Source organism: Telluria sp. PB2R4 (assembly GCF_059685695.1).
Genome location: NZ_JCASIC010000001.1, coordinates 617442 through 631226 on the forward strand (window position 1 = coordinate 617442; position 13785 = coordinate 631226).

Here is a 13785-nt window from a genome sequence, read left to right on the forward strand (position 1 = left end):
ACATAATCACCTTCGTGCGCAGCAGCGAGCGATGTATTATTGGCAACAAGCCGGTACGTTATCGGGGGTACCGGCCAGGCAGAGGCGAAATCCTCTGCCGACCTGACAAGCGGTAAGACGCCTGCAGCACCGCAGCCGATTTCCGCAGAGAGCACACCATGCCGCAACGACGACGCGACGACGAGACCGCAGTAACCGCCGAGTACGCCTTCTTTCTGGCGGAAACCCGGGGCCTGCGCTTCGCCCTCGACTACCTCGACAACTGCCGCATCCCGCGCGACATCCTGCTGCGCGCCTTCGACCAGCCCGAGCGCCGCCGGCGCGTCGAGCGGCGCAAGTATCCCCGCAACGACTGATCCTGCCGGCGGCGCCGCCGCAAGCATCTCCGTGCTACCGTGTCGCCTGGACCGGAGGCGACCATGGCGCGCACCTACCACTGGCAGTCCGACGACGGCGTCGGCCTTGCACACCTGAGCTTGCAACAACTCGATGAGCTGATCGTCGCCGACGGCGTCGTCATCGGCGACCGGGGCGACGGTCCCTTCGGCTGCAGCTACCGCATCTGCTGCGATACTGGGTGGCATGTGCACTCGGCCGAGGTGCACGTGGCCGGCGGCGCCAGGCTGGTGCTCGTCAGCGATGGCGTCGGGCACTGGCACGATGGCGGCGGGCGCGAGCAGCCACACCTGAGCGGCTGCATCGATCTCGACATCGCCGCCCCCCCCTTTACCAACACCCTGCCGGTGCGCCGCCTCGGCGTGGCGCTGCGGCAGCGCACCCGCATCCCGGTCGTGTACGTGCCGGTGCCTTCCCTGGCGGCACACCGGATGGAACAGGCTTAAACCAGGCTGGCCGAGGGGCGCTATCTGTACGAAGGGCCGATCGGCGGCTTCCAGGCCGAACTCGCGCTGGACGCCGATGGCCTGGTGCGGCATTACCCTTCGCTGTTTTCCCGGCTCGGCACCGCCTGAGCGCTCGCGCGCAGGCCGGCCTGCACCCGGCCCAGCAGGGCCTCGAGCTGGCGCCGCTCGCCCTCATCCAGGCCGGCCAGGGCCTGGGCCGCCAGCAGCAGGCCGGCCTGATGCAACTCGGCATGCACGGCCTGCCCCTCGGCGCTGAGATAGAGCAGCGTGCTGCGGCGGTCGGCCTCGTCCGCACGCGCCTCGACCAGTCCCTTTTCGCGCAGCCCCTGCACCAGGCGCGTCACCTGCGCCTTGTCGCGGCCGGAACGCTGCACCAGGTCGCGCTGGCTGGCGCCGGGATGGCGCGCAACATAGCCGAGCGCCTTGTTTTCCATATGGGTGAGCTCGTGCGCGGCGGCGCGCAGCGAGCGGTACTGCTGCGCGCGATACAGATGCATGATTCCGTGGATCGCCTCGAACAGCTCGCCATCGCGCGCCAGCGCATCGTTGCCGCGAAGATGGTTGACATCATCAACTAGATTTTCCATAATGGGTGACATTATCAACTAATTTGGATCGACATGGAACAACTCAAGCAAAGGGGCGTACAACGTGTGCGCCACGAACTCCACATCCGCGACGTTGCCGTGGTTCGCGTCGAAGCGTTCGGCGCCGCGTTTGCACGCATCACCTTCCGGGGCGAGGCACTCGCGCAGTTCAGCTCCGCCTCGTTCGACGACCACATCAAGTTCATCTTCTTGGGCCCCGGTGGCGAACAGGTGCGGCGTGACTTCACCCCGCTCGACTACGACGCCGGGGCGCGCGAGCTGAGCCTGGAATTCGCGCTGCACGGCGACGGCGCCGCGTCCAGTTGGGCACGCAAGGCCGTCGCGGGGCAGCGCGCCATTATCGCAGGTCCGCGCGGCTCGATGATCATTCCCGACGACTACGACTGGCACCTGCTGGCGGGCGACCGCAGCGCCCTGCCCGCCATCCGCCGTCGGCTGGCCGAGCTGCCGGCCGGGAGCCGGGTGTTCGCGGTGATTGCGGCCAGCGGGGCCGACCGGCTGCCACCGGACACGCGGGCGGAGCTCAGCCTTGCCTGGGTCGACGACGACGCGGCGCTGGTCGAAGCGCTGCGCGCCTTGCCCCTGCCCGCCGGCGAGGGTTTCGCCTGGTTCGCCGGCGAAGCCGCAACCGCGAAGCGGGTCCGGGCGCTGTTCGGCGACGACAAAGGCATGGCGAAGGAAGCCATGCGGGTGTCGGCCTACTGGAAGCAGGGCGTGGCCGATCACCACGAAAACCTGGACTGAGCCCTGGATCAGCGCGGCGGGCATGACTTAACGCCTTGATTTGGCTATAATTTCGGCCTTCGCCCCAAGGATTTCGCCATGTCACTGTTTGATCACGAGCTTGAACTGCTGTCGCCTGCCAAAACCGCCGAGATCGGCCGCGAGGCGATCCTGCATGGCGCCGACGCGGTGTACATCGGCGGCCCGGCCTTCGGCGCGCGCCACAACGCCAGCAACCCGCTGGAAGACATCGCGGGCCTGGTCGAATTCGCCCACCGCTACCGCGCGCGCATCTTCGTGACCATGAACACGATCATGCACGACAGTGAACTCGAACTGGCGCGCAAGCAGATCTGGCAGCTGTACGAGGCGGGCGTGGATGCCCTGATCATCCAGGACATGGGCCTGGTCGAGATGGACCTGCCGCCGATCCAGCTGCACGCCAGCACCCAGTGCGACATCCGCACCGTGGAAAAGGCGAAATTCCTGGGCGATGTCGGCTTTTCGCAGCTGGTGCTGGCGCGCGAGCTCACGGTCGAGCAGATCAGGAAGATCAAGAGCGAAGTGGACACCCCGCTCGAATACTTCGTGCACGGCGCGCTGTGCGTGGCCTTCTCCGGCCAGTGCTATATCTCGCATGCCGACACCGGCCGCAGCGCCAACCGCGGCGACTGCTCGCAGGCCTGCCGCCTGCCCTACACCCTGAGCGACGGCCAGGGCCGCGTGGTGGCCTACGAAAAGCATCTGCTTTCCATGAAGGACAACGACCAGAGCCGCAACCTCGAAGCGCTGGTCGATGCCGGCATCCGCTCGTTCAAGATCGAGGGCCGCTACAAGGACATGGGCTACGTGAAGAACATCACGGCCCACTACCGCCTGCTGCTAGACGAGCTGCTCGAGCGCCGTCCGGAATTCGCGCGCGCGTCGAGCGGCACGACCCGCGTGCTGTTCAGCCCGGACGTCGACAAGAACTTCCACCGCGGCCACACCGACTACTTCGCCCTCGGCCGCCAGGAAGACATCGGCGCCTTCGATTCGCCCAAGTACATCGGCGTCGAACTGGGCACGGTCACCCGCATTGGCGCTGATTTCATCGACCTGTTCACCAATGCCGCCATGGCCAATGGCGACGGCCTGAACTACATGAACAAGCGCGAGACGGTCGGCATCCAGGCCAACAAGGCCGAGAAGCTGGGCGAGCTCGAAGACGGCCAGCGCTGGCGCGTGTTCCCGAACGAGATCCTGGGCGCGCTGCCCGGCCTGAAAGTCGGTACGGTCATTCACCGCAACCGCGACCACCAGTGGGAATCGGCGCTGAATAAAAAATCGTCCGAGCGCAAGGTGCGCGTCGACCTGCTGCTGGACGAGCAGCCGGGCGGCCTGCGCCTGACCCTGCGCGACGAGGACGGCATCGAAACCACCACCTGCGCCGACATCGCGCTGCAGCCGGCCCAGCAGGCGGCCCAGGCGGAAAGCGCGCTGCGCACCAGCATTGCCAAGCTGGGCAATACGATGTTCGACGCCGGCACGGTCGAACTGAAGCTGTCGCAGCCGTGGTTCGTCGCGTCGAGCGCCATCAATGCGCTGCGCCGCGACGCCGTCGCCGCGCACGAAGCGGCGCGCCTGGCCAGCTGGGAACGCCCGGCGCGCAAGGCGCCGGCCGAGCCGCCCGCGGTGTACCCCGAACAGCAGCTGAGCTACCTGGCCAACGTCTACAACGAACAGGCCCGGGCCTTCTATCACAAGCATGGCGTGCAGCTGATCGCCGCGGCGTATGAATCCCACGAAGAAGCGGGCGAAGTGCCCCTGATGATCACCAAGCACTGCCTGCGCTTCTCGTTCAACCTGTGTCCGAAGCAGGCCAAGGGTGTGCAGGGTGTGCAGGGCCAGGTCCGCGCCGAACCGATGACCCTGGTCAGCGGCAAGGAAACCTACACGCTGCGCTTCGACTGCAAACCCTGCGAGATGCACGTGGTGGGCGCGATGAAGGACAACATCCTGAAACAGCCGCCGCCGTCGGCCGTGCCGTATTCGCCGATGGTGTTCCACAAGCAGCGCCCGCGCGCCTGAGCGGTGACGCAGCCATAAGCAAAAAAAACGCCGCCCGGTTACCCGTGGCGGCGTTTTTCATGCAGCACGGCGCATCAGTCGACGGTCGCCCCGCTCTGCTTCACGACCTTGCCCCAGCGGTCGTGCTCGGCCGCGACGAACTTGCCGAAGTTCTCCGGCGTGTCGCCCACGAAGTCGGAACCGGTATCGGCCAGCACCTTCTGGAATTCCGGCGCCTTCATGACCTTGATCGCCTCGGCATTGATCTTGGCAATCACGTTCTTCGGCGTCTTGGCCGGTGCGAACATGCCGTACCAGGCATAGGACTCGATCTGCGGCAGGCCCGATTCGGCGAAGGTCGGCACGTCCGGCAGCAGCGCCGAGCGCTTGCCGCTGGTGATGGCGATCGCCTTGACCTTGCCGCTCTTAATGTGCGGCATGATGGCGATGGTGCTGTCGAACATCATCGGGATGTGGCCGCCCAGCAGGTCGGAAATTGCCGGCGCCGAGCCCTTGTACGGCACGTGAGTCATCGGCAGCTTGGTCACGCTGGCGAACAGTTCGCTGGTCAGGTGCTGCGGCGTGCCGTTGCCGGACGAGCCGTAGGAAAACTGGCCCTTCTTCGACTGGATGTGCGCCATCAGCTCCTTGATGTTCTTGGCCGGCATCGACGGATGCACCACCAGCACCAGCGGCACGCGCAGCAGGTTGGTCACCGGGGCCAGGTCCTTGAGCGGATCGAAGCTCATGTTCTTGTACAGGCTCGGGTTGATCACGATCGGCGCGCTCGAGGTGATCAGGAGGGTGTCGCCGTCCGGCTTGGCGCGCGTGACCGCCGCGGTGCCGATGTTGCCGCCGCCACCAGCGCGGTTGTCGATCACGAAGGTCTGGCCCAGCCCTTGGGTCAGACCCTTGGCCAGCGGACGCGCCGCGATGTCGGACGGTCCGCCCGGCGGCCACGGCACCACCACGGTCACCGTCGAGTCCGGCCAATTTTGCGCCAGCGCGCTGAAAGAAATCGCCGAAGCCGCTACTGCACATGCCAGCTTGAGAGTGGTACGTCGGGTGGTACCGAAGAGTAATCGCATAGTCTCCATCCTTTGTTGATGAATTGGTATTGAGCAGACAGTTTATCCTATTCGTCGCCCAGCAACACGGTCGCGGCACTACGGGAAACTACGTAGCGATTTGAGTAAATTATCCACGGATGGGCACGGAGAGCATCTATTTACAACATCGTCGTCAATTTTCACAAAGGAAATGTAGATTTATTAATAGAAATGAATTAGCCTGTAGGAACTCTCCTACTTTACCGCCCAATCATGGACCGCAGCTATCCCTACAGCCGCCGCCTGGTATCACGTGCCCGCCTGCGCAAGCGCGTGACTGCCGTGCTGGTTACCGGACTGGTCGGCGCGACCGCCTTGTACATGATGACGTGGAAGCCTGACCCGCTCGCCGCAGCCGGTCGCGCGCCTGTCTCGGCCCTGCTTGCCGTGAACGACAGCGTCGGCGCCCAGCCGGACCAGCGGACGGTGCGCCGCATCTATCCCTACTCGGTGGTGCCGGGCGGCGTCTCCGGCACGGCCGAACTGAAGCGCATCATCCGGACCGACAGGGTGGTCGCCGCCCACTATGCGAGCTTCGCCGTCGACCGGGCCAGCGCCGTCGTGGTCGACAAGCCGCGCGCCGTGTACGTTTCTTACCGCAAGGGCGACAAGGTGTACTGGACCGCTCGCAAGGTGATGCTGGCCCCGGGCGAAACCCTGCTCAGCGACGGCAGCAACGAAATGCGGACGCGCTGCGCCAACCGCATCTCCGACCAGCCGCAGTACCCGGTGGAAGCCCATCAGCCTGCCATGGAAGAGCTGGACCAGGCGGTCGAGCTGGCCGAAGGCGAACAGTATGCACTTGGCCCGGACGGCCTTCCGGTCGCCATGCCCGGCGAACGCGGCGCCGCAGGTCTGTCCGGCCAGCGTTTCGCCGTGCTCGGCGCCGGTAGCGGCAGCACCACGCTTGCCGGCAAATCCGCGAACGGCGCCAACGCGCCCGCCGCACTCACGACCATGGGATTGTCGGGTTCCTCGAGCAGCATGGGCAGCCGGCCGCGGCCCGCCGGCAGTCCGGCACCAGGCACGCCAACCACTTCGCCAACGACTGGGCCGACGACTACGCCGCCCGCGGCCTCGCCGGAGGCGGTTGCCGGCGCCGACAGCGGCGGCGGCAGTACCACGGCGCCCGTCCCGCAACCGGATGCCGGCCCGGTCGCGCCGGCACAGCATCCCGGGACCGACACGCTGTTGCCCCCAGCCGACGCCGCGCCGCGCCAGGACGGACCGGCCGGCGCTCCCCTGCCTGGCCCGGCGCCAGCGCCCGGCAGCACGCCGCTACCTGAGGCAGAAACAACGCCACGTCCGACCTTGCCCGTCACCCAGCCGGACGGACAACAGTCGGGGGGCGGTAACTCGGACCCGGTCGCGCCGACGCCGCCGGACGGCACCGAGCCCGTGCCGGCCGGCCCCGGCCCGGGACCGTCGACGCCACGAACAGGGCCGCAAACGGGACCACTACCGGGACCACTGCCGGAACCACTGCCGGGACCACTGCCGGGACCACTACCGGAACCACTACCGGAACCACTGCCGGGACCACTACCGGGGATCGAACCGCCCGCACCCACGGAAATCCCCGAGCCGGGCAGCCTGTGGCTGTTCGGCGGCGCCCTGGCCGCGCTGCTCGCGCTGCGGCGCCGGCGCCGGGCCTGAGGGCGCGCGCCTTCAGCCCGGTATTGCCAGGCCCGCCGCCACCGCGGGCCTGGCCCGGAATGCCTCGACCGCGGCCATCACGCGCGGAAAGTCCTGGATACCCACCAGCTCGCCCGCATCGTAGAAACCGACCAGGTTGTTCACCCACGGGAAGGTCGCGATGTCCGCGATCGTGTACTCGTCGCCCGCCAGCCAGCGGTGCTTCGCCAGCTGGCCCTCGAGCACGCCGAGCAGGCGCTTCGATTCGGTGACGTAACGGTCGCGCGGGCGCTTGTCCTCAAGCTCGCGGCCGGCGAACTTGTGGAAGAAGCCGAGCTGGCCGAACATCGGCCCGATGCCGCCCAGCTGGAACATCAGCCACTGGATCACCGTGTAGCGCTGCGCCGGATCGAGCGGCAGGAAGCGGCCGCTCTTCTCGGCCAGGTAGATCAGGATGGCACCCGATTCGAACAGCGGCAGCGGCTTGCCGCCCGGACCATTGGGGTCGAGGATGGCCGGGATCTTGTTGTTCGGGTTCAGCGACAGGAAGGCCGGCGACATCTGGTCGCCGGTCTCGAAGCTGACCTTGTGCGCCTCGTACGGCAGACCGGTTTCCTCGAGCATGATCGACGCCTTCACACCGTTCGGCGTGGGCAGCGAGTACAGCTGGATGCGGTCCGGGTGCTGCGCAGGCCACTTGGCGGTGATGTCGAATGCGCTGAGATCGTGCATGGCGGTCGTCTGTTGGTTGCAGGACTGCCCAGGCTAGCAAACTTCCGGCGATCCTGCCGAAGCCGCCCCGCCCTCAGCCGAACAGCTTGGCGGCCGTCTTTGCGATCAGTTCGCCCTGGTGGCGCGCCCCGCCCAGCTCGAGCTCGCTCGGCTGGCGCTGGCCCTGGCCGCCGGCGATGGTGGTGGCGCCATACGGGCTGCCGCCGACGATCTCGTCGAGCGTCATCTGCGGCGCGTAGCTGTACGGCAGGCCCACCACCGTCATACCGAAGTGCAGCAGGTTGGTGATGATCGAGAACAGGGTGGTTTCCTGGCCGCCGTGCTGGGTCGCGGTGGAGGTAAAGGCGCCGCCGACCTTGCCGTTGAGTGCCCCGCGCGCCCACAGGCCGCCGGTCTGGTCGAGGAAGGCTGCCATTTGCCCGGGCATGCGGCCGTAGCGGGTGGGGGCGCCGATGATGATGGCGTCGTAGTCCGGCAATTCGTCGACCGTGGCGATGGGCGCGTCCTGCTGCAGCTTGAAGTGGGCCTTGGCGGCGATTTCCTGGGGAACCGTTTCCGGTACCCGCTTCAGGTCCACCGTGGCGCCGGCCGCGCGTGCGCCCTCGGCCACCGCCTGGGCCATCTGCTCGATGTGGCCGTAGGTCGAGTAATACAGTACCAGGACTTTCGCCATGCCTTCCTCCGTGTCGTGATGTTCAAAAACCGCATTGTGCTGCCAATGCGGTTTCGGTGTCACGCGGCAGGAGGTCGGGCTTTAAAGCCGGGCTTTAAATCCAGTAGATGAAGGCGGCCAGCAGCACCACCAGCGCGATGCGGACGATGTTATAGGCCGTCTTGTTCCACGCCTTCAGGCGGCGGCGGTACTGGCCCATATAGTAGGAAATGCGGAACAGCTTGCTCACCAGGCCGACCTGGTCGCCGGTTTCGTTGGGCGAGGCGGCCGCGGTCATGACGGTGCGGCCGAACCAGCGGTTAAATGCGCCCGCCCAGCGGTAGCGCATCGGGCGCTCGATATCGCAGAACAGGATGATCCGGTCGCTCTCGCTGCCATTGATGGCCCAGTGGATATAGGTTTCGTCGAAGACGACGCCCTGGCCGTCGCGCCAGCTATGGCGTTCGCCGTCGACCTCGATGAAGCAGCGGTCGTCGTTCGGCGTGGCCAGGCCCAGGTGGTAGCGCATCGAACCGGCGAACGGGTCGCGGTGCGGGTTGAGCTTGCCGCCCGGCGGCAGCTCGGCGAACATCGCCGCCTTGACCGACGGAATCGACTGCAGCAGCGCGTAGGTCTGGGGGCACAGGCGTTCGGCCGACGGGTGGCTGGCGTCGTACCATTTCAGGTAGAAGCGCTTCCAGCCGTTCTTGAAGAAGGAATTGAAGCCGGCGTCGTCGTTCTGCTCGGCGGCCTTGATCTTCTTGAGGGCCAGCAGGTTCTCGGCCTCGGCGCGGATGATCGGCCAGTTCGCCTGCAGGCGCGCCAGATCGGGGAACTCGCTCACCGGAATGAACGGCGTGCTCGGGACCCGCGACAGCTTGTGCATGAAGATGTTAATCGGCGCCATGAACGACGAGTGGTCGAAGACCTGGCGCCGGAACGGCAGGCGCACCTTGCCACGAAAGTGGATGTGCAGGATCGACAGGACATAAAAACCGACCACTACCCATTTCATTGCGACCTCCGCCCGTGCTGGCTTCCTGATGAGGGACGCAGGATACCATAACGGCCACTCGGCCGCCGGTGGCCGGGTCGTAATCTTGGGAAACTATAATGCGCCAGCAACTTCTTGAGGGTTGCCGGCGCCGGGTGCTCACATGGGCTCGGGGCCGCAGCCGGGCTGCGGCATGCCAACCCGGGAAAACTCAGTGCTGGACCGAGGTGATGGCGTACCCTTTTTCGCTGATCTGGCCGGCCACGTTCTCGATATCGTAGTCCTGCAGCTGGTCGGCGTCATCATCGACTTCGACCGCGCGGGCCTCGATTTCCCAATCGGTGTTGGTTGCTTCCTCAGGGATGTTGCGTGCTTCCGGCACGGCCAGGTAAGACAACTTGCCGTCGTCGTTTTCAGGTCTGCGGTAAATATCCAGGCGCATAGTCGTTTCCTCAAGTCAAAGCCCGCTTTCCCAATGAAAGCGGGCAGTTCCACAGTAGAAGATCGAAGCGCTGTCGTCTGTTAATTGACCCACACTCAGCCGGGCAGTGCGGCAGGCTAGGCTCTGCGGCCGGGCGAGGCTCCGAGGATGCGCGCCGGCAGCATGACGATGGCGCGCAGCAGCTCGAAGACCGCCTCGACCCCGATGCCGAGCAGCCGGAACGGCAGCAGAAGCAGCCAGACCAGCGGGTACAGCACCAGGGCCAGCAGGGCGATGGGCCAGCACAGGAACAGCAGCAGCAACCATAGCAGGAAACCTAACATTGTTCTCGCTCCTTTGAAGAGTCCATGCTGCCAGGGGCAGCATGGACAGGCAGGAGAACTGTAGGTTGCCGCGCCGGAGGGGACAACCCGTCTGCGACAGACGGGTCAAAAAGCGGGCTGGATGGGGAAAACGCGTGGGTGGATGGACTGCGCCGGGATGTTCAATCAACATTCAGGCAAATGCCGCCACCCGCTCCTGCTCGGTAATGCGCTGGTTCACCACCTGCGCCTGCAGCGAGGCTTGCAGCGAAGGGATCGACCCGCCTGCCCGGTACTGGAAGGCCACGTGCACCAGGTCGCCCGCCTCCACCTTGACCGACTGGGCCAGCGGCAGCGTCATGTAATGGTTGAGCCAGTCGATCGTGTTCGACTCTTCCTGCACGATGGCCAGCACGTTCTTGGTAATGAAGCGCATGGCATTGAGCAGGCCGCCCTTTTCCATCACGATGCCACCTTCCCAGGCGAACACATTGTCCACCGGCTGGCTGAAGTCGATCAGGCTGTACACGGCCGGCTGGCCCAGTTCGACCGTGCCCGGATAGATCACGCTGGTTTCTTGGAACTGGACGATCGGCGCATGGAAGCCTTCGAAGTCGTATTCCTGCTCGATCGGCTGGGCCGCCATGATCACCGCTTCGGGCAGGAACACCGGCAGCGGGCCGCCGAACCTGGCCAGGTAGCGGCGCTTGAAGGATTCGATGACCTCGACCTGCTTTTCGCGCAGCATGGCGACGTGGATCATCTCGCAGATGACGACGTCGACCGGCTCCGGCGGCAGGTACTCGAAGGCGTCGGCATGGATCACCTCGACCTTGTGTCCGTTCGGGTTCAGTGCCAGGAACTTGCGCGCCTCGCGCACCATGTCCGGATTGAACTCGACGCAGTAGACCCTGGACGCCGCCTGGGCCGCGAAGAACGACAGCACGCCGGTGCCGCCGCCCAGTTCCAGCACTTTCGCGCCCGGACGGACCGCGTAATGGATGGCGGACTTGAAGCTGTGCATCCGGTTCTGGTCCATCAGCATATTGTGATGGTAGTGCACTGGAATGAACTGCCCCAGGTAGCAGCTTTCGATCTCGCGTTCGTTCAGCATGGTTGGCCCCGTCTTTCCTTCATGGTCGTTGTACCGTGAAGGCATTATGGGCAACTACCCATGCCGCCGATGCGCGGAGCTGCGGGGTGTTTACCGTCTAGTTCCGGGCGGCAATGTAAAAAATGCTAACGCTTGAAGCCGGAAATCGCTGCCGCGATCTCGGACTGGCCGGCGCGCTCGGCGATCTGGCTTGCCGTGAGGCCCTCGGTGTTCCTCAGCGCCGGGTCGGCGCCGGCCGCCAGCAGCAGGCGCACCATGCCCGGCTGGGCCTCGCGCGCCGCCATCATCAGCGGCGTGTAGGCGCCGCTCTCGCGCGGCGACACGGCGTCGAGTAGCGCCTTACGGGCAATCAAGAGGCGCGCGATGTCTTCGCTGCCGCCGGCTGCCGCATAGTGCAGCGCGGTCCAGCCGGCGCGATTCACCTGCGCTCCCTTGGCAAGCAGGGCTTCGGCGGCGCGCCGGTTGTTCTTGAAAGCAGCCATCATCAGCGCCGTGTTGCCGTTCATGGCCTGGGCCTCCAGGTCGATGCCGGGATGGGCCAGCAGCGCATCGAACACCCGCATCGCGCCCTCGCGCACGGCCAGCACCAGGGCCGGTTCGCCGCCCACCGGGTTGATGGCATTGGGATCGCCCCCCTTGCCGGCCATGGCGCGCACGGCGTCCGCGTTATCGACCTGCACCGCGCGGAAGAAGCTGGCGAGCTGCCCGGGCGTGGCCGCAGCAATCGGTGCGGCGTGCAGGGCTGCAGTGAACAAGCAAGCGATCAGGATGGCGCGGCGCGGTGGTTCCATGCTCAAGCCTTTGCAGTCTGGAACAGGTTGAAGAAATTCTCGCTGGTCTGGGCCGCGACCTCGCGCAAGGACACGCCCTTGAGCGTGGCGATGAATTCGCCGACGTGGGCGACATAGCCCGGCTCGTTCATCCTGCCGCGGAAGGGCACCGGCGCCAGGTAGGGCGAATCGGTCTCGATCAGCATGCGCTCCAGCGGCACCGCCCTGGCCACTTCCTGCAGCTCCTTGGCGCTCTTGAAGGTGACGATGCCGGAGAAGGAAATATAGAAACCTTGTTCCATGGCGGCCTGGGCGACTGCCAGCGACTCGGTAAAGCAGTGCATGACGCCGGCCACGCCGCCCGCATCGGTTCCGGCGCCCTCCTCCTTCATGAGGCGGATGGTGTCGTCGGACGCTGCGCGGGTATGGATGATCAAGGGTTTACCGGTCTCGCGCGAGGCGCGGATATGGGTGCGGAAGCGCTCGCGCTGCCACTCGAGGTCGCCCTCGAGGCGGTAGTAGTCGAGGCCGGTCTCGCCGATGGCGACGATCTTCGGGTGGTCCGCCAGCTCGACCAGCTGCTGCACGGTTGGCTCGGGCGTGTCTTCGTAATCCGGGTGGACCCCGACCGAGGCGAAGATGTGCGGGTGCTGTTCGGCCAGGGCAAGCACCTGCGGGAAGTCCGGCAGGTCGACCGAGACGCACAGCGCGTGCGTCACCTTGTTCTCGGCCATCTTGGCCAGGATCTCGGGCATCCGGGCAGCCAGCTCCGGGAAATTGATGTGGCAGTGGGAATCGATGAACATGCCGGTATTGTACCCGGTCGGCTTATGCGACCCGCTTGCCGAGGATGATCAGATCCCGCTCGATGCCATCCAGGTTGGCCACCCGCGGGAAATGCGCCCACTTCTCGAAGCCGTACTTGCCGAACAGCGCCAGGCTCGGCGCGTTGTGGCCAAAGATGAAGCCCAGCAGCGTATGCACCTTGACGTTCGGTGCAAAGGCGATCGCCAGTTCCAGGCAATAGCGCCCGATGCCCTTGCCGCGCGCCTTTTCCGCGATGTAGATCGACACCTCGGCCGTCCCCGAGTACGCCGGGCGGCCATAGAAATTCGAGTAGGACAGCCAGCCCAGCACTTCCGGCTGCGCACGCGTGTCGTCGGCAGCGTGGATCACCCACAAGGGACGGCGCTCCGGCGTATGGTCCGCAAACCATCCTTCGCGCGACGCGACCGTAATCGGGTCGGTGTCGGCCGTGACTTCGCGCGAGGCGACGGTCGAATTGTAGATGTCGACGATGACGGGCAAGTCGTCGCGCGTGGCCAGGCGGTGTACGTAAGACATAGAAAGGTGGCGAGATTAAGCGTAGCTGATGCAAGATCAGCAAAGATTAGAGAAACTGAATCAGAGGGTATGGGTCGCGCGCGCCGAGCGCAGCGCCGCGCCGAGGATTTCCTCGATCCGCAACTTGGCGCGCTGCCCGGCTTCGTCAGCCGGGAAATGCACGCCGATGCCCTGCGCCTTGTTGTTGTTCGCGCCCGCCGGGGTAATCCAGGCCACCTTGCCGGCGATCGGATACTTGTTGGGGTCGTCCATCAGCGACAGGATCAGGTAGATCTCGTCGCCGATCTTGTAGGGTTTCGTAGTCGGCACGAACACGCCGCCGTTCTTCAGGAAGGGCATGTAGGCGGCGTACAGCGCGGCCTTTTCCTTGATCGCCAGCGACAGCACGGACGGCCGCGGTTGCTGCGGGGCGTTCGGGTCGAGCGTGTTGGCGTTCATCGGTTTCCTT

The 13785-nt window shown here is 65.7% G+C and carries 16 protein-coding genes and 1 pseudogene; 5 read left to right on the forward strand and 12 right to left on the reverse strand.

Annotated features, from left to right (window positions below; genetic code table 11):
- Positions 1-158: 158 nt before the first annotated feature.
- On the forward strand, positions 159-356 hold the full coding sequence (locus AC56LU_RS02660) for a hypothetical protein (protein WP_497174048.1): 198 nt from the start codon (positions 159-161) through the stop codon (positions 354-356).
- 63 nt (positions 357-419) lie between these two features.
- A pseudogene (locus AC56LU_RS02665) lies at positions 420-971 on the forward strand (putative glycolipid-binding domain-containing protein).
- Here the strand turns inward: AC56LU_RS02665 and AC56LU_RS02670 are convergent.
- A complete protein-coding gene (locus AC56LU_RS02670) occupies positions 935-1450 on the reverse strand; it encodes a MarR family winged helix-turn-helix transcriptional regulator (protein ID WP_497174049.1) in 516 nt (171 codons plus the stop codon). The pseudogene AC56LU_RS02665 and the gene AC56LU_RS02670 sit on opposite strands and share 37 nt — an antisense overlap.
- Before the next feature lie 33 nt (positions 1451-1483).
- Here AC56LU_RS02670 and AC56LU_RS02675 point away from each other — a divergent pair, with 33 nt between their 5' ends.
- Both AC56LU_RS02675 and AC56LU_RS02680 read left to right on the forward strand, forming a co-directional pair.
- On the forward strand, positions 1484-2215 hold the full coding sequence (locus AC56LU_RS02675) for a siderophore-interacting protein (RefSeq protein WP_497174050.1): 732 nt from the start codon (positions 1484-1486) through the stop codon (positions 2213-2215).
- A gap of 78 nt (positions 2216-2293) precedes the next feature.
- Entirely contained in the window at positions 2294-4264 is a 1971-nt protein-coding gene (locus tag AC56LU_RS02680) for a peptidase U32 family protein (protein ID WP_497174051.1), read from the forward strand.
- Between the two features lie 74 nt (positions 4265-4338).
- Here AC56LU_RS02680 and AC56LU_RS02685 read toward each other — a convergent pair whose 3' ends face one another.
- A complete protein-coding gene (locus AC56LU_RS02685; RefSeq protein ID WP_497174052.1) occupies positions 4339-5331 on the reverse strand; it encodes a Bug family tripartite tricarboxylate transporter substrate binding protein in 993 nt (330 codons plus the stop codon).
- A 234-nt stretch (positions 5332-5565) separates the two neighbouring features.
- Here AC56LU_RS02685 and AC56LU_RS02690 point away from each other — a divergent pair, with 234 nt between their 5' ends.
- Positions 5566-7008, forward strand: a complete 1443-nt coding sequence (locus AC56LU_RS02690; RefSeq protein ID WP_497174053.1) for a PEP-CTERM sorting domain-containing protein — start codon at positions 5566-5568, stop codon at positions 7006-7008.
- Positions 7009-7020: 12 nt separating this feature from the next.
- Here AC56LU_RS02690 and AC56LU_RS02695 read toward each other — a convergent pair whose 3' ends face one another.
- From AC56LU_RS02695 to AC56LU_RS02740, 10 genes are all read right to left on the reverse strand, one after another.
- The gene (locus tag AC56LU_RS02695; RefSeq protein ID WP_497174054.1) at positions 7021-7719 is read right to left on the reverse strand and encodes a glutathione binding-like protein; all 699 of its coding nucleotides are present in this window, start codon (positions 7717-7719) and stop codon (positions 7021-7023) included.
- Positions 7720-7792: 73 nt separating this feature from the next.
- Positions 7793-8392, reverse strand: a complete 600-nt coding sequence (gene wrbA / locus AC56LU_RS02700; RefSeq protein ID WP_497174055.1) for an NAD(P)H:quinone oxidoreductase — start codon at positions 8390-8392, stop codon at positions 7793-7795.
- A gap of 94 nt (positions 8393-8486) precedes the next feature.
- Positions 8487-9386: a lipid A hydroxylase LpxO gene (gene lpxO / locus AC56LU_RS02705; RefSeq protein WP_497174056.1), complete on the reverse strand. Its 900-nt coding sequence runs from the start codon at positions 9384-9386 to the stop codon at positions 8487-8489.
- Positions 9387-9576: 190 nt separating this feature from the next.
- Entirely contained in the window at positions 9577-9807 is a 231-nt protein-coding gene (locus AC56LU_RS02710) for a DUF6139 family protein (RefSeq protein WP_497174057.1), read from the reverse strand.
- Positions 9808-9923: 116 nt separating this feature from the next.
- A complete protein-coding gene (locus tag AC56LU_RS02715; protein WP_497174058.1) occupies positions 9924-10130 on the reverse strand; it encodes a hypothetical protein in 207 nt (68 codons plus the stop codon).
- A 172-nt stretch (positions 10131-10302) separates the two neighbouring features.
- Positions 10303-11223 (reverse strand): class I SAM-dependent methyltransferase, encoded by a 921-nt coding sequence (locus AC56LU_RS02720; protein ID WP_497174059.1) that lies wholly within the window; start codon positions 11221-11223, stop codon positions 10303-10305.
- A gap of 125 nt (positions 11224-11348) precedes the next feature.
- Complete coding sequence (locus AC56LU_RS02725) at positions 11349-12014, reverse strand: ankyrin repeat domain-containing protein (protein WP_497174060.1); 666 nt, start codon at positions 12012-12014, stop codon at positions 11349-11351.
- Between the two features lie 2 nt (positions 12015-12016).
- Positions 12017-12799, reverse strand: coding sequence for a TatD family hydrolase (locus AC56LU_RS02730; protein ID WP_497174061.1), 783 nt, complete (start codon positions 12797-12799; stop codon positions 12017-12019).
- A 22-nt stretch (positions 12800-12821) separates the two neighbouring features.
- Entirely contained in the window at positions 12822-13337 is a 516-nt protein-coding gene (locus AC56LU_RS02735; RefSeq protein ID WP_497174062.1) for a GNAT family N-acetyltransferase, read from the reverse strand.
- Between the two features lie 60 nt (positions 13338-13397).
- Positions 13398-13775 carry a PilZ domain-containing protein gene (locus AC56LU_RS02740; RefSeq protein WP_497174063.1) on the reverse strand — a complete coding sequence of 126 codons (378 nt, stop codon included), beginning with the start codon at positions 13773-13775 and terminating at the stop codon, positions 13398-13400.
- Positions 13776-13785 lie beyond the last annotated feature (10 nt).

What these genes read in the sequence shown, in the direction of transcription:
- AC56LU_RS02660 (WP_497174048.1), top strand. Translation starts at nt 159, where the DNA reads ATGCCGCAACGACGACGCGACGACGAGACCGCAGTAACCGCCGAGTAC.
- AC56LU_RS02670 (WP_497174049.1), bottom strand. Translation starts at nt 1,450, where the DNA reads ATGGAAAATCTAGTTGATGATGTCAACCATCTTCGCGGCAACGATGCG.
- AC56LU_RS02675 (WP_497174050.1), top strand. Translation starts at nt 1,484, where the DNA reads ATGGAACAACTCAAGCAAAGGGGCGTACAACGTGTGCGCCACGAACTC.
- AC56LU_RS02680 (WP_497174051.1), top strand. Translation starts at nt 2,294, where the DNA reads ATGTCACTGTTTGATCACGAGCTTGAACTGCTGTCGCCTGCCAAAACC.
- AC56LU_RS02685 (WP_497174052.1), bottom strand. Translation starts at nt 5,331, where the DNA reads ATGCGATTACTCTTCGGTACCACCCGACGTACCACTCTCAAGCTGGCA.
- AC56LU_RS02690 (WP_497174053.1), top strand. Translation starts at nt 5,566, where the DNA reads ATGGACCGCAGCTATCCCTACAGCCGCCGCCTGGTATCACGTGCCCGC.
- AC56LU_RS02695 (WP_497174054.1), bottom strand. Translation starts at nt 7,719, where the DNA reads ATGCACGATCTCAGCGCATTCGACATCACCGCCAAGTGGCCTGCGCAG.
- wrbA (WP_497174055.1), bottom strand. Translation starts at nt 8,392, where the DNA reads ATGGCGAAAGTCCTGGTACTGTATTACTCGACCTACGGCCACATCGAG.
- lpxO (WP_497174056.1), bottom strand. Translation starts at nt 9,386, where the DNA reads ATGAAATGGGTAGTGGTCGGTTTTTATGTCCTGTCGATCCTGCACATC.
- AC56LU_RS02710 (WP_497174057.1), bottom strand. Translation starts at nt 9,807, where the DNA reads ATGCGCCTGGATATTTACCGCAGACCTGAAAACGACGACGGCAAGTTG.
- AC56LU_RS02715 (WP_497174058.1), bottom strand. Translation starts at nt 10,130, where the DNA reads ATGTTAGGTTTCCTGCTATGGTTGCTGCTGCTGTTCCTGTGCTGGCCC.
- AC56LU_RS02720 (WP_497174059.1), bottom strand. Translation starts at nt 11,223, where the DNA reads ATGCTGAACGAACGCGAGATCGAAAGCTGCTACCTGGGGCAGTTCATT.
- AC56LU_RS02725 (WP_497174060.1), bottom strand. Translation starts at nt 12,014, where the DNA reads ATGGAACCACCGCGCCGCGCCATCCTGATCGCTTGCTTGTTCACTGCA.
- AC56LU_RS02730 (WP_497174061.1), bottom strand. Translation starts at nt 12,799, where the DNA reads ATGTTCATCGATTCCCACTGCCACATCAATTTCCCGGAGCTGGCTGCC.
- AC56LU_RS02735 (WP_497174062.1), bottom strand. Translation starts at nt 13,337, where the DNA reads ATGTCTTACGTACACCGCCTGGCCACGCGCGACGACTTGCCCGTCATC.
- AC56LU_RS02740 (WP_497174063.1), bottom strand. Translation starts at nt 13,775, where the DNA reads ATGAACGCCAACACGCTCGACCCGAACGCCCCGCAGCAACCGCGGCCG.